Consider the following 14556-nt stretch of genomic DNA (forward strand, 5'->3'; position numbering starts at 1 on the left):
CGGACTTTACTGATGACGATTAAGATTGTGCAACTCGCATCGATTGCTATTTCGTCTCTATTGTTAATTAGTGCCCATTTAAATAATGGTTTTTACGATTGCTCAGTATCTACATCGTCACTCTGCACCAGTATTTATTATCAGTAATAAGGGCTAAGCATTATCTATTGATGTTAACTCATGCGCTTAGCACAACACTGTTTAAACTTTTTTCCGCTGTAACAGATACAAGCATCATTTCTGCCGGGTAAACGAGTTTGCATTTGCTGTCCATCGGTGTAAAACCATAAGCCATCTTTTTTGATAAATGACGAACATTCATAAACCGCATCAATATGCTTATTTTCAATAAACCACGCTTTAAATGTCACTTCACCACAGTCAGCCTGTTGATTCGATGATAATACCTGTAAACCTAACCACTGAGTTTTACCTTGGGCAAGCTGTTGTTCAGTCAAACCGTGTAAATAGTCTGGATGATGCGTGGCAATCAAGTAGCTAAACTGACGTAATACAAAAGCACTATAGCGAGAGCGCATTAAACGCTCTGGCATCTCTGCTACAACAAGACCGGCATGATAGGCTTCACAGCACTGGTAGTAGGGCAAACTACTACCACACGGACAAGATGCCTGCTTTATCGCGGATAAATCACTATTGTTCATCAGGTAATTCTTTTGACGTGGCAGCGATAAATTGTCGGCCGTAATAAAGATTCGGTACTGGTTTAGCGTCATAGTAAAAATGTGGCGCGGCGTGAGTGTTAGAGTCGACACTAATTTTCCACTGTTGTTTACTGTCTTTGGTAAACACAGTCACAAATTTACCGGCAAACTCACTGACCGGTTCGCCAGATTCTTTTCCTGGGTGAAAACGGACTAAATAATAACCGATGTCAGTTGCGCTATTTGGCTCGCTATAACGTACAAGTACTCGAAAATCGACTTCAAGTTTAGCGTTCTTACGTTTAATTTTATTAAAAAATCGGCTATACAGGTTGAGGATATTTTCTTTACCGCTAATAATTCCTCTGTCTTGTGTTTCAGAAATATAAACTGCATCGTCAGTATATATGTTTTCCATAGCGGCTAAATCGAGCTGTTCAAAAGCGTTAGTCAATTTTGTAAAATTGGCATTCAAAACCTGGTGAGGGATCGATTCAGTGGCATAAACATTCGAACTGCTAACGCACAGGCTCACTGCAAGAAGCAGTGAAGATAGCCATAGCGTATTCAAAATGGTCAATATTCTTATCAAGGAATTATTCTCTTTTTATCTAATGTAAATCAATAATGGCAAGCGATACCGTTAGCACAACTATAAATTATTGAGCAACTTTGCTAAAGGATAGAATCTTTACAAAGTATGTAGGAGGTGACATATGTCGTTAAGTGATGACGAATTATTTTTACAAGAAATGGCCGATGTGACCCCTCTTAAATATGAACATCAACCACAAACCACCCAAATATGGCTTAATCCATTAAGTTTAACAGATGCGCAACTGGCAAAGCGAGCGGCAGCTGAGCAACATGAGTTGTTACAGTTATTACCCACTGAGGCTTATTTATTTGCACCCCTTAAGCCAGACGATGTGGTGAGTTATAAAATGGATGGCATCCAAGACCAAGTATTTAAACAACTTAGTCTTGGAAAGTACCGTTTTCAAACCGTATTAGACTTACATGAATATCGGCTTTTACAGGCTCGTGAAAGCTTACTTAATTGTGTGTTAAGTGCTTATGAGCGCGGCGAACGTAACATACTGGTTATCCATGGAAAGGGGTATAAAAGTAAACCTTATCCAGGATTGCTTAAATCCGCAGTCTGTCATTGGTTACGCTTTATTGACCCCGTAATCGCATACCATTCGGCTACTAAACAGAGTGGTGGCGTTGGCGCTATATTTGTGATGCTAAAAAAATCACAGCAAAAAAAGATTGAAAATAGTGAGCTGAATAGAAAAGGTCGCGGTTTTAGGTAGGTTTTAAGCTGATTAATTATCGGTATAAATAAAAAGGACGCCAATTTATATTGGCGTCCTTTTAAGAGTGAATTAATTAGATGATAAAATGCGAGTTTCTGAGTGACCATTTATTTGAGTCAGCTACTGATTCAGCCCTATTATTTATTAATTCAACCAATTGCTATAACCCTTTAATACAGATCATTAGTACAGATCATTAGTACAGTTCATTAGTACAATTGGTCATCACTAGCGTTACCAGCCACACTGACGATTAGCTTGGGTATTTTGCTCATCTAACCACACTTGCAAAGGTGCAAAGTAATCTAATACTGCCTTGGCATCCATTTTATCGGAACCCGTCACTACACTCAGTGCTTCCGGCCAAGGTTTGCTGGCGCCCATTTCGAGCATTTCATTCAACTTAGCCCCCGCTTCTTTATTTCCATAAATGCTACAGCGATGAACTGGGCCGGTATCACCTGCAATATCACACAGTGCTTTGTGGAATTGGAACTGCAAAACATGCGCTAAGAAATAACGCGTATAGGGAACATTACCAGGAACATGGTATTTAGCACCAGGGTCGAAGTCGGCTTCAGTACGTTCAATTGGCGCTTTAACACCTTGGTACTTTTCGCGTAAATCCCACCAGGCTTGGTTATATTGCTCCGGTTTAATGGTGCCGTTAAATACTTGCCAGCGCCATTGGTCGATCATCAAACCGAAAGGCATAAAGGCAATTTTATCTAATGCTTGCTTTAACAATAAGCCGATGTCTTTTGACGCATCGGGTACGGTTTCGAGCAAGCCAATTTTTTGCAAATATTTAGGGGTAATCGATAAGGCAATCGTGTCACCAATGGCTTCATGGAAACCATCGTTGGCAGAGTTTTTAAAGATAAACGGCTGATTTTTATAAGCACGTTGATAAAAGTTATGGCCTAATTCGTGATGAATAACGCTAAAGTCTTCAGCATTTTTCTGAATGCACATCTTGATCCGAAGATCATCTTGGTCATCTAAATCCCATGCAGATGCATGACACACCACATCACGGTCTTGAGGTTGAACAAACATTGAGCGAGTCCAGAATGTTTCTGGTAATGCACCAAAGCCAAGTGAAGTGAAAAAGCCTTCAGCTTGTTTGACCATTTTTGTTTCATCGTAGCCATTCTGGGCTAACAATTCGGTAACGTTGTAACCTGGGTCTGCATCTTTAGGTGCGACACTATTATAAATCGTGCCCCATTGCTGAGCCCACATATTGCCCAATAAATGTGCAGGGATAGGGCCTGTTTTAGGTGCAACGTCGTCACCGTATTGCTCATTTAGTTCACCACGAACATAACAATGTAATGAATCATATAGAGGCTTAATTTGTGCCCATAGACGATCTAATTCGGCAGAGAATGCTTCTGGCTCCATGTCATACTGACTTCGCCATAATTCAGATAAGTCGGCGTAGCCTAAATCTTGTGCACCTTGATTAGCTAATTCGACTTCTCGTTCAAATAGTGGACGCATTGGTTTGGCTATTTCACGCCAACCTTTCCAAGCTTCTAAAAGCAATGCAGGGTCTTTCGACTCTGCCATTATATTGGAAAGCTCTGGTTGAGTGAGGCAGCGACCGTCGGCAAAGCAGTATTTGCCTTTACCATATAACCCGTTAAGTTCAGACGCGATGCTGGCAAGTTCTGCGTTTTTAGCTGGGTCTAGAGGGGCTGGTAAAACAAGGCTACTGCGTAAGCTGTTAAGTTTTCTGGCATTAACAGCATCAAGCTCTACATTGGCATATTTCGCCGCTTCAGTTGCATAGCGCACGGATGTTGAGGTGACTTTTTCACCCATAGCGGCAGACAACGCCGCGGTGTCATCAGTGATAAAATTGGAATAAATCCATTCAGCCCGATTAGCTTCAATTGATAAATTGGCTAAATCGGCTTCAGCTCTATTGACAAAATCGATAGCCGCAGCAGTATCTATCTTTTCAGTAGGTATCTGAGTGGTCGCAGTCGTGTCGCTACAGGCACTTAAGCCTAATGCTATTGAAACAATAAGTGCAATTTGAGACGGTCGTTTTAAAGGCAAGTTCATGTTGTGTGCATCCTTGTTTTTATTATCGGCATCAGTGTACCGAAAAACAGCATGTATTGCATATTAGTTAACAATCTGGTGTGGTTGTTACGATTTTTGTTATTTGTCTTAATAAAGAAAGCTGACAATTTCGATTGACATCTGTGCGCTCAATGATTAATTTAAACGGGTGTTTAAATTAACTTGGGTCTGGGAATGGCAAGCCGTACTGATACAAAAACAAGAATACTCGATGCAGCTGAAAAGTTGTTTGCTGAAAGAGGTTTTTCTGAAACGTCGTTACGACTGATCACCAGCAAAGCTGAAGTCAATTTGGCATCTGTTAATTACCATTTTGGTTCAAAAAAAGAATTAATTCGAGCTGTGTTAGCAAGATACTTAGATGTCTTTATGCCAAGCGCCGCGGTAGAGATTAAACGTATACATCATGCGCCTGAGAATGCGTCACTAAACGAGATTTTTTCTGCTTTAATTAAACCGTTACTTGAACTCAATAAAGTACGCAACGGTGGCACGATTATTTTCTTGCAGCTGTTAGGTCGCGGTTATATTGAAAGCCAAGGTCATTTGCGCTGGTTTATTACCACGCATTATGGTGAGCATTTAGCGACGTTTGTACAAGCGGTATCCGCCAGTGCACCTCACATACCTGCAGCAGAAATGTTTTGGCGTTTGCACTTCACTTTAGGGACTATTGTGTTCACTATGGCTTCTGCAGATGCATTAAATGAAATTGCCACAGCAGATTATGGTGAACATAACAATATTGAAGCCATTATCCGTAAAGTAATCCCCTACATGGCAGCAGGCGTTGCTGTCCCTGTGTTAACAAACTAAGAAGGTATAAAATGAGTATCGTCATATTGCTAGTTATAGCGATCATTGTCCTCTTTGGCGTGCGTAATATCAGGATGCAATTTATTACGCGTCCAGTATTTTCGTTTTTCAAAAAAGTATTGCCTCCTTTGTCGAGTACCGAGAAAGAAGCAATGGAGGCGGGTGATGTTTGGTGGGAAGGTGAGTTATTCCGCGGAAAGCCAAACTGGAATACCTTACACAGCTACGGTAAACCAACGTTAAGCGCTGAAGAACAAGACTTTATTGATAATCAAGTTCAAACCGCATTAACCATGATCGACGATTTTGATATCGTCCATAATCGCAAAGATCTCCCGCCAGAGTTATGGCAATACTTTAAAGAACAAGGTTTCTTTGCGTTAATCATTCCTAAAAAGTACGGTGGACGCGAGTTTTCTGCTTATGCAAACTCAACGATTGTAGCCAAAATAGCCACGCGTAGTGTCAGTGCTGCCGTGACCGTAATGGTACCTAACTCTTTAGGCCCTGGAGAGTTGTTGACCCATTATGGTACTCAAGAGCAAAAGGAGCGTTGGTTACCTTCACTTGCTGTTGGTAAAGACATTCCCTGTTTCGCGCTCACGGGCCCAGAAGCGGGCAGTGATGCTGGTGCGATACCCGATATCGGTGTTGTTTGCCTGCGCGAATTTGAAGGCGAAGAGACATTAGGTTTAAGCCTAACGTGGAACAAACGCTATATCACCTTAGCACCAGTTGCTACCGTGCTCGGTTTAGCGTTCCAAATGCGCGATCCGGACGGTTTACTCGGTGACGTTAAAAACATAGGCATTACGTGTGCGTTGATCCCAACTGACCATAAAGGTGTTGAGATTGGTCGTCGTCATAACCCATTAATGATGGCGTTTATGAACGGTACAACAAGTGGTGAAGATGTATTTATTCCATTAGATTGGATTATTGGTGGACCACAGTTTGCCGGTAAAGGCTGGCGTATGCTGGTTGAATGCTTATCTGCAGGACGTGGTATCTCATTACCTGCTCTGGCAACCGCATCTGGCCATGTCTGTACCAAAACGACCACAGCCTACAGTTACGTTCGTCAGCAGTTTGGTATGCCTATTGGTCTTTTTGAAGGCGTACAAGAAGCGATGGCGCGTATTATCGCCAATACTTACCAGCTGGAAGCTGCACGACGTTTAACCACACAAGGTATCGACTTAAAAGTTAAACCTTCAGTGGTGACCGCCATTGCAAAATACCACATGACAGAGCTAGGCCGTGATGTGTTAGAAGATGCGATGGACATTCAGTCTGGTAAAGGTATTCAATTAGGGCCTAAAAACTACTTAGGTCATGCTTATATGGCAACACCTATTTCAATTACGGTAGAAGGTGCAAACATTCTTACTCGTTCATTGATGATTTTTGGTCAAGGTGCAACCCGTTGTCATCCATATGTTTTGGCTGAAATGGAAGCCGCAGCAATGGAAGATGAAACTTCTGCATTAGATCGTTTTGATTCTTTGTTGCTAGGTCACATTGGTTATGCGATGGGTAATGCATTACGTTCATTTGGTAGTGCATTAACAGGCAGTCGTTTTGCCAGTGCACCAGTGAGTGGCCCTACACAGCAATATTATCGTGACATGACGCGTATCTCTTCGTCACTGGCCATTATGACTGATTTATCGATGTTAATTATGGGCGGGGACCTTAAGCGTAAAGAAATGCTTTCTGCGCGTATGGGGGATGTACTAAGTCAGTTATATCTTGCATCTGCTACGTTAAAACTGTTTGAAGACAATGGTCGTCAGCAAGATGATTTACCAGCCGTGCATTATGTGATGACTGAGCGTTTACATTTAGCGGCTAAAGCGCTTAATGACGCGATTCGTAATTTCCCGAGTAAAATTGCTGCGGTATTACTACGAGTGTTGATTTTCCCATTAGGTAACCACTTCAATGCACCAAGTGATAAATATGCAGTTGATTTAGTCAAAGGTATGCTTAAGCCTGGACCTGCTCGTGATCGCATTACTTTCCTTTGTGGAGAGTTTGAAGGTGACACTAGTGGTATTGCTGAAGTTGAAAATGCGTTCTTAGCTAAATATGCAGCGAAAGATTTGTATAAGAAACTTAAGAAGGCACAACGTAGTGGCCATATAAAATCTAAGCTTCCTATGCTTGAGTTATTTGACGTGGCGTTAGAGAAAGACATTATCACTGAAGCTGAGCATAAACAGCTTGTTGAGGCGGACGTATTACGTTTAGCTGCTATCAACGTGAATGACTTTGAGAAACTATAATCTCAGTTGATTAATTTGATATAGATCTTTGAAACAAATTGGCCCTGACTTTGTCGGGGCTTTTTTTATCCATCACGTTCTGGGGGGAAGCTGTTAAGCGAACAAGCGAACAAGCGAACAAGCGGTTGCAACGTTTAACGTCACTTTATTGCGCTATGTCGCAAGAGCTCAAAAATAACGGATAAAAAAGCCAATCCGAAGATTGGCTTTATTATTAACGAGTGTATATCACTGCATGTACGTTAGTGAATGTTACTCGTTATGCTCGGCTTGATTAAGCAACGATCAACACTTTGCAAGTGTTAGTGCCACCGATGGTTTCCATCGCGTCACCTTTAGTCATCAGTACCATATCACCACTGACTAAATAACCTCTGTTCACCATGCAATTTAATGCTTCTTTAGCTAGCTCATCGGCAGGGTACGCAGTTGAGTCAAACTCAATTGGTTGTACACCACGGTACATTGCCATGCTGGCTAATGTCTTTTGATGACGAGATAATGCAAAAATAGGTAAACCAGAGCTAATACGTGACATTAATTTAGCTGTCGCGCCAGATTCTGTTAACGAAATAATCGCTTTAACGCCAGGTAAATGGTTAGCCGCATACATGGTTGAAAGGGCAATTGTTTCTTCAACAGAAGAGAAGCGTTGATCCATGCGGTGCTTAGATACATTTACACTTGGGTGTAATTCAGCGCCTAAACAAACGTTAGCCATTGCCATAACGGTTTCTTCAGGGAAGTCACCAGCGGCAGTTTCTGCTGAAAGCATTACCGCATCAGTACCGTCTAACACTGCGTTAGCCACGTCCATTACTTCTGCACGTGTTGGCATTGGGCTGGTAATCATCGACTCCATCATTTGGGTCGCAGTGATCACAGCTTTGTTGAGTTGACGCGAGCGTTCAATTAGGCGTTTTTGTACGGCAACAAGTGCAGCATCACCAATTTCGACACCCAAATCACCACGAGCAACCATGACTACATCTGATGCGCGGATAACATCATCCATTGCTTCATCGCTTTCAACGGCTTCAGCACGTTCAACTTTAGCGACAATTAGCGCTTTACTGCCGGCTTCAAGTGCTAACGCACGTGCTAGATCAAGATCAGCACCAGTACGTGGGAATGATACGGCTAAGAAATCAACATCAATTAAGGCTGCAGTTTTAATATCTGCCATGTCTTTTTCAGTTAGGGCCGGAGCGGTTAAGCCGCCACCTTTCTTATTGATGCCTTTGTTATTAGATAACGGGCCAGCTACAGTAACCGTTGTGAAGACTTTGTGGCCTTCAACACGGTCAACTCTTAACTGTACTCGACCATCATCGAGCATTAGTATATCGCCAATGACTACATCATTAGGCAATTGCTTGTAATCAATACCAACTTGTTTATCATCGCCTTCGCCTTTTGCTAAGTCAGCATCAAGAATAAAGCTATCACCTAAGTTAAGTTTGATTTTTTGGTTATCTTTGAAGGTAGAAATACGTATTTTAGGACCTTGTAAGTCACCTAAAATAGCGACATGCTTGCCCAATTCTTTAGCGATTCTACGTGTATCTGTAGCACGTTTTAAATGATCTTCTGGTGAACCATGTGAGAAGTTAAGTCTAACAACGTTAGCTCCTGCGGCGATAATTTTACGCAAATTGTCATCGCGGTCAGTTGCTGGTCCAAGTGTCGTAACGATTTTAGTTCTGCGGAACATAAGATACTCCGTTAATGATAAGAAAGATTTTTTGTTAAATTGAATTTGGTTATTTAAAGTACTTAAACAATCTTAGCACTTAAATGATGCAACTATATTAACAGACATTCTGGGAAAATGTAGTAAAGTTACCAACAAAATGATCGTTTTTAATATGTAATTTATGTGACAGATTAGCGATTTTTATAATAAAAAAGGCCAAACAGACTAAACCGTTTGGCCTTAAGAACAATATTTGATTGCTGTCGATGAGATTTTACGCGATCAAACATAACTGAATTGTGTAATTATTTACCAGTTATCTTGAAAGCTTCATGCAAAATTATCACTTTATAGAGTATAGACTCTATCTTTATGCAGCCTAAAACAAACAATTTACGCAGTTAAATAATCCATAAGATATGTTTATTTAACCGCCCATCAATTTAGATGGTTAAATCCTTGTTCACACGAGATTCTTTCAACACTTCTTTTACACGTTTTAAATTATCACGGAAACGAGGGCCGCGGCGTAAGGTAAAGCCTGTTGCCAACACATCTATAGTAACCAATTGCGCTAAGCGCGATGCCATCGGTAAATACATGTCGGTGTCTTCGGGCACTTCCATCGTTACAGGCAATGTACACTCATAAGACAATGGTGAGTTACGGGCGGTAATACCAATCACAGCAGCGCCGTTTTCACGTGCAATACGAGCTATTTCAATCAGTGATTTAGTCCGGCCAGTATGCGAAATCAATACGACTACGTCGCCTTCATTACAGTTAATACAGCTCATTCGCTGCATTAACACGTCATCGAAGCATATTACTGGTACATTAAAACGAAAGAACTTGTTTTGTGCATCGTGGGCTACAGACGCTGATGCACCAAGGCCAAAAAACGAAATAGTCTTGGCTTGAGTGAGAATATCGACCGCTTTATTTATCGCTGATGTATCTAAACTTTGACGGGCAGTATCGAGCGATGCCATTGAAGATTCGAAGATTTTTGTTGTGTACGACTCAGGCGTATCATCTTCTTCAACATGTCGACTAACATAAGGTGTACCGTTAGCAAGACTTTGAGCCAAATGTAACTTAAAATCAGGGAACCCTTTTGTGTCTAATCGACGACAAAATCGGTTAACAGTTGGTTCACTAACATCAGCCATTTTGGCTAATGTGGCAATACTTGAATGTATAGCTGTTTGCGGTGAGGCTAATATGACTTCGGCAACTTTACGTTCCGATTTACTAAATTGGGTAAGGCTTTTTTGAACCTTTTCAAGGGTATTCATAAGCAAGCATCCGCTAAAAAGTAGCTAAAAGTAGGTAATGTAATTTTATATCATAACTTACAGGAATTACGTGATTTAAGTTATTTATTTACCTTTGACAGTAATCTGTAGTTATTTTTCAAGACATAGATCACGGTTGAATGGTTCTCAAGCCTTGTAATTGGTAGAAAATCATAGCAGATAATAGATACACATGACTAGATTAACAACAATAGAATAAATGCAAATTAAAGATGCAATATTTAAATTCTGTTGTTATATTACAACAAAAGTGTGCTTTTATTCATCGACCGAATTCGAACATGACACACACATATTATTAGGAGAGCTTTCAGCAATGGGCAAATCAATTGGAGCCAAGGCTTGCGACTTCGTACTTTTCGGTACAAAAGGCGATTTAGCTAGGCGTAAATTATTACCTTCTCTATATCAGCTAGATAAAGCAGAATTACTTGATAAAGAAACCAAGGTAATCGGTGTAGCAAAAGACGCATTCACTCAAGAAGAGTTTATCGCCCTCGTTACTAAAGCACTAAATACATTTGTTAAAGACGAACTTTGCCCAACAACGTTAGCGCGCTTCCTCAGTCGTTGTCATTATATCGGTACTAATTTTACAGATCCTGAAGGCTACAGTGCCTTCCACGATTTACTTGAACCAAGTAAACGCGTCATGGTGAACTACTTCGCGACACCTCCTTCGATTTTCGGTGCCATCTGCCGTTGTTTACATGCACAAGACCTTATTCAATCTGATACCCGTGTTGTGCTGGAAAAGCCAATTGGTACCGATTTAGAATCATCGCATGTGATTAATGACCAAGTTGCCGAGTTCTTTAATGAGAACCAGGTTTACCGCATAGACCATTACTTAGGTAAAGAAACAGTACAAAACTTGATTGCTTTGCGTTTTGCTAACTCATTGTTTGCCTCTAAGTGGGATAATCGCACGATTGATCATGTCCAGATTACTGTAGCTGAAGAAGTGGGTATTGAAGGGCGCTGGGGCTACTTTGATGGCGCAGGCCAAATGCGTGACATGATCCAAAACCATTTACTACAAGTGTTAACTTTGGTTGCGATGGATCCTCCAGTCAATTTAGACGCTGACAGTATTCGTGATGAAAAAGTAAAAGTACTCAAGTCACTGCGTCCAATTAACCAAGACAATGTGTATGAAAATACCGTTCGTGGTCAATACAGTGCGGGTTTCTTAAAAGGCTCGCCTGTTCCTGGTTATCTCGAAGAAGAAGATGCCAATACACAATCAAACACCGAAACCTTTGTGGCACTTCGTGTTGATATTGATAATTGGCGTTGGGCTGGTGTGCCATTCTATTTACGTAGTGGCAAGCGTATGCCGTTCAAGAGCAGTGAAATTGTGGTGTATTTTAAAAACCCACCGCATAACTTGTACCGAGCAAGCTTACGTAATCTGCCACCAAACAAATTGACCATCCGCTTACAACCTCATGAAGGGGTTGAAATTCAGATGATGAACAAAGTTCCTGGTCTTGAGCAAAAGCAACGTCTACAAACGACCAAGCTTGATTTAAGTTTCAGTGACACTTTTAAAAACGAACGTATTGCAGATGCATATGAACGTTTGTTATTAGAAGCGATGCTTGGTAATCAAGCGCTGTTTGTGCGTCGTGATGAAGTTGAGCAAGCGTGGAAATGGGTCGATGGCATCATTCAGTCTTGGGAACAAAGTGGCGAAAGGCCTAAGCCTTATCCTTGTGGAACATGGGGACCTGTGGCATCGGTTGCATTGATAACCAAAGATGGTCGTTCTTGGGACGAGTAGGGAGCTTACATGATTAAAGATACTGTATTTAAATCGTTCGACACTCCAGCTGATTTAGAAGCTAAATTAGCCGACAAAATTGCGAAGCAATTACAAGATGCTGTCGACACTCGTGGCAAAGCCAGCTTAGTGGTATCGGGTGGTTCAACACCGTTGAAATTATTTGAGCTATTAAGCCATAAACTCGTCGACTGGAGTGATGTTTATATCACTTTGGCTGATGAACGTTGGGTTGGCACTGATGAAAAAGATTCAAATGAAAGGTTGGTTCGCGAGCATTTATTGCAAAACCGCGCTGCCAGTGGAAAGTTTCGTGGTTTAAAAAATATGTTCGCAACCCCTGAAGCCGGTTGCGATATGACCAGCGAATCATTGGCTAATTTCCCGCGTCCTTTTGATGTGGTGATATTGGGGATGGGTACTGATGGGCATACTTGTTCGTGGTTCCCTTGCAGCGCAGAACTTGATAATGCATTAACCACTAAAGCTTTGTGTGTTGCGGTCAATCCGACTACGGCTCCACATGCACGTATCACTTTGTCTAAAGATGCCATTTTAAATAGTCGTCAGATTTATTTGCATCTTGTCGGAGAACCAAAATTAACTGTTTATCATCAGGCTCTTGAGAATGATGATGTTACCCAAATGCCCATTAGAGCCGTATTAGCGCAGCGTAAAACGCCCGTTGATGTGTTCTATAGCGCGTAAGGAGTTTTACCATGCACTCAGTAGTACAAGCCGTCACCGATAGAATTATCGCACGCAGTAAACAGTCTCGTTCAACGTATTTAACGGCCTTAAACGATGCCAAAGCCAAAGGTGTTCATCGTAGCGCCCTAAGTTGTGGCAATTTGGCTCATGGATTCGCGGCCTGTCAGCCAGCGGACAAAGACTCTTTACGTCAACTGACGAAAGCCAATATTGGTATCGTAACCGCATTTAACGACATGTTGTCAGCGCATCAACCCTACGAAACCTATCCAAATATGCTTAAGCAAGCATGTGTGGACGTAGGCAGTGTGGCGCAGGTTGCTGCCGGTGTTCCTGCTATGTGTGACGGCGTGACCCAAGGTCAGCCGGGCATGGAGTTAAGTCTACTGAGTCGTGAAGTCATTGCGATGTCTACTGCGATAGGTTTATCGCACAACATGTTTGATGGCGCGTTACTGCTGGGTATTTGCGACAAAATCGTCCCGGGTTTATTAATTGGCGCGTTAAGTTTTGGTCATTTGCCGATGCTATTTGTGCCTGCTGGGCCAATGAAGTCGGGTATTCCAAACAAAGAAAAAGCACGTATTCGTCAACAATTTGCTCAAGGGCAAGTTGATCGTGCTGTACTGCTTGAAGCTGAAGCTAAGTCATATCATAGCGCTGGCACTTGTACTTTCTATGGTACGGCTAACTCTAACCAGTTAATGCTTGAAATTATGGGCTTACAATTACCTGGTTCATCGTTTGTTAATCCTGACGATCCATTACGTGATGAATTGAGCAAAATGGCTGCTAAACAAGTTTGTCGTTTAACGTCAATGGGCACTCAGTACACACCAATTGGTGAAGTGGTATCTGAAAAGTCAGTAGTGAACGGCATTGTGGGTATTCTTGCGACAGGTGGTTCAACTAACTTAACCATGCACATTGTCGCAGCAGCTCGCGCCGCAGGCATTATCGTTAATTGGGATGATTTTTCTGATTTATCTGATGCAGTACCATTATTAGCCCGCGTATATCCAAATGGTCATGCCGATATTAATCACTTCCACGCTGCTGGCGGCATGGCATTGTTGATTAAAGAGTTACTTGATGGCGGTTTATTGCATGAAGATGTCAATACCGTTGCTGGTTACGGCTTGCGTCGTTATACCCAAGAACCTCGTTTGCTTGATGGCGAACTTAAGTGGGTTGATGGTGTGACAGAAAGCTTAGACAAAGAAGTATTAACCCACCTTGCTACACCGTTCCAAAGCAATGGCGGCTTGAAATTATTGAAAGGTAATTTAGGTCGTGCGGTGATTAAAGTGTCTGCAGTACCTGATAATAATCGTGTGATTGAAGGTCCTGCGATTGTGATTGATGATCAAAACAAACTCGACGCACTATTTCAGGCAGGCGAGCTTGACAGAGATTGTGTTGTGGTTGTTCGAGGTCAAGGCCCTAAAGCTAATGGTATGCCTGAGCTTCACAAGCTCACACCTTATTTAGGCACCTTACAAGACAAAGGTTTCAAAGTGGCGTTGGTCACCGATGGCCGTATGTCTGGAGCCTCTGGTAAGGTTCCTGCTGCAATTCATTTAACCCCAGAAGCACTTGATGGTGGTCTGATTGCCAAAGTTGAAAACGGCGATGTGATTCGTGTTGATGCGACAACGGGTGAATTAACCCTGTTTGTAGACGAGAAAACACTTGCAAGTCGAACTGCAGGTAAAGTGGATTTGCATCATTCAAGTTATGGCATGGGCCGTGAATTGTTTGGCGCGCTTCGACGTAGTTTAAGCAGCCCTGAAACAGGTGCTCGCAGTACTAACGCTATTGATGAATTATATTAAAAATAAAAGGAAGTCGGTAAT

General features: G+C 41.9%; 11 protein-coding genes. 6 read left to right on the forward strand and 5 right to left on the reverse strand.

The features are described 5' to 3' along the window. Positions 1–173: 173 nt before the first annotated feature. Positions 174–665 carry a YchJ family protein gene (locus tag GUY17_RS09875; RefSeq protein ID WP_101088398.1) on the reverse strand — a complete coding sequence of 164 codons (492 nt, stop codon included), beginning with the start codon at positions 663–665 and terminating at the stop codon, positions 174–176. Beyond that, positions 655–1257: a DUF4440 domain-containing protein gene (locus tag GUY17_RS09880; protein ID WP_254439895.1), complete on the reverse strand. Its 603-nt coding sequence runs from the start codon at positions 1255–1257 to the stop codon at positions 655–657. Before GUY17_RS09880 ends, GUY17_RS09875 begins: the two co-directional genes overlap by 11 nt. Before the next feature lie 124 nt (positions 1258–1381). Between GUY17_RS09880 and smrA the strand changes: the two genes are divergently transcribed. After that, on the forward strand, positions 1382–1984 hold the full coding sequence (smrA, locus tag GUY17_RS09885) for a DNA endonuclease SmrA (protein WP_162023028.1): 603 nt from the start codon (positions 1382–1384) through the stop codon (positions 1982–1984). A 237-nt stretch (positions 1985–2221) separates the two neighbouring features. Here smrA and GUY17_RS09890 read toward each other — a convergent pair whose 3' ends face one another. Beyond that, positions 2222–4063 carry a M2 family metallopeptidase gene (locus tag GUY17_RS09890; protein WP_162023029.1) on the reverse strand — a complete coding sequence of 614 codons (1842 nt, stop codon included), beginning with the start codon at positions 4061–4063 and terminating at the stop codon, positions 2222–2224. A 195-nt stretch (positions 4064–4258) separates the two neighbouring features. On the opposite strand from GUY17_RS09890, the gene GUY17_RS09895 reads away from it, so the two are divergent. Both GUY17_RS09895 and GUY17_RS09900 read left to right on the forward strand, forming a co-directional pair. After that, a complete protein-coding gene (locus tag GUY17_RS09895) occupies positions 4259–4900 on the forward strand; it encodes a TetR/AcrR family transcriptional regulator (protein WP_101088395.1) in 642 nt (213 codons plus the stop codon). A gap of 11 nt (positions 4901–4911) precedes the next feature. After that, complete coding sequence (locus GUY17_RS09900) at positions 4912–7188, forward strand: acyl-CoA dehydrogenase (RefSeq protein WP_162023030.1); 2277 nt, start codon at positions 4912–4914, stop codon at positions 7186–7188. Between the two features lie 274 nt (positions 7189–7462). Here the strand turns inward: GUY17_RS09900 and pyk are convergent, their stop codons facing one another. Both pyk and GUY17_RS09910 read right to left on the reverse strand, forming a co-directional pair. Continuing rightward, positions 7463–8902: a pyruvate kinase gene (pyk, locus tag GUY17_RS09905; RefSeq protein ID WP_101088393.1), complete on the reverse strand. Its 1440-nt coding sequence runs from the start codon at positions 8900–8902 to the stop codon at positions 7463–7465. Between the two features lie 425 nt (positions 8903–9327). Continuing rightward, entirely contained in the window at positions 9328–10182 is an 855-nt protein-coding gene (locus GUY17_RS09910) for a MurR/RpiR family transcriptional regulator (RefSeq protein ID WP_011637353.1), read from the reverse strand. A 337-nt stretch (positions 10183–10519) separates the two neighbouring features. On the opposite strand from GUY17_RS09910, the gene zwf reads away from it, so the two are divergent. Genes zwf through edd form a run of 3 tightly spaced genes read left to right on the forward strand, consistent with a single transcriptional unit; the run spans position 10520 to position 14535 of the window. Further along, positions 10520–11989 carry a glucose-6-phosphate dehydrogenase gene (gene zwf, locus GUY17_RS09915; protein ID WP_101088392.1) on the forward strand — a complete coding sequence of 490 codons (1470 nt, stop codon included), beginning with the start codon at positions 10520–10522 and terminating at the stop codon, positions 11987–11989. 9 nt (positions 11990–11998) lie between these two features. Next, positions 11999–12697 (forward strand): 6-phosphogluconolactonase, encoded by a 699-nt coding sequence (gene pgl / locus GUY17_RS09920; RefSeq protein ID WP_162023031.1) that lies wholly within the window; start codon positions 11999–12001, stop codon positions 12695–12697. Positions 12698–12708: 11 nt separating this feature from the next. Next, positions 12709–14535: a phosphogluconate dehydratase gene (gene edd / locus GUY17_RS09925; protein WP_162023032.1), complete on the forward strand. Its 1827-nt coding sequence runs from the start codon at positions 12709–12711 to the stop codon at positions 14533–14535. The last annotated feature ends 21 nt before the right edge of the window (positions 14536–14556 follow it).

Source organism: Shewanella sp. Arc9-LZ, assembly GCF_010092445.1.
Lineage (GTDB): Bacteria > Pseudomonadota > Gammaproteobacteria > Enterobacterales > Shewanellaceae > Shewanella.

Bases quoted from the DNA above. Each gene is read 5' to 3' on its own strand.
- GUY17_RS09875 (WP_101088398.1), bottom strand. From the start codon at position 665: ATGAACAATAGTGATTTATCCGCGATAAAGCAGGCATCTTGTCCGTGT.
- zwf (WP_101088392.1), top strand. From the start codon at position 10,520: ATGGGCAAATCAATTGGAGCCAAGGCTTGCGACTTCGTACTTTTCGGT.
- smrA (WP_162023028.1), top strand. From the start codon at position 1,382: ATGTCGTTAAGTGATGACGAATTATTTTTACAAGAAATGGCCGATGTG.
- GUY17_RS09910 (WP_011637353.1), bottom strand. From the start codon at position 10,182: ATGAATACCCTTGAAAAGGTTCAAAAAAGCCTTACCCAATTTAGTAAA.
- GUY17_RS09900 (WP_162023030.1), top strand. From the start codon at position 4,912: ATGAGTATCGTCATATTGCTAGTTATAGCGATCATTGTCCTCTTTGGC.
- pgl (WP_162023031.1), top strand. From the start codon at position 11,999: ATGATTAAAGATACTGTATTTAAATCGTTCGACACTCCAGCTGATTTA.
- edd (WP_162023032.1), top strand. From the start codon at position 12,709: ATGCACTCAGTAGTACAAGCCGTCACCGATAGAATTATCGCACGCAGT.
- GUY17_RS09890 (WP_162023029.1), bottom strand. From the start codon at position 4,063: ATGAACTTGCCTTTAAAACGACCGTCTCAAATTGCACTTATTGTTTCA.
- GUY17_RS09895 (WP_101088395.1), top strand. From the start codon at position 4,259: ATGGCAAGCCGTACTGATACAAAAACAAGAATACTCGATGCAGCTGAA.
- pyk (WP_101088393.1), bottom strand. From the start codon at position 8,902: ATGTTCCGCAGAACTAAAATCGTTACGACACTTGGACCAGCAACTGAC.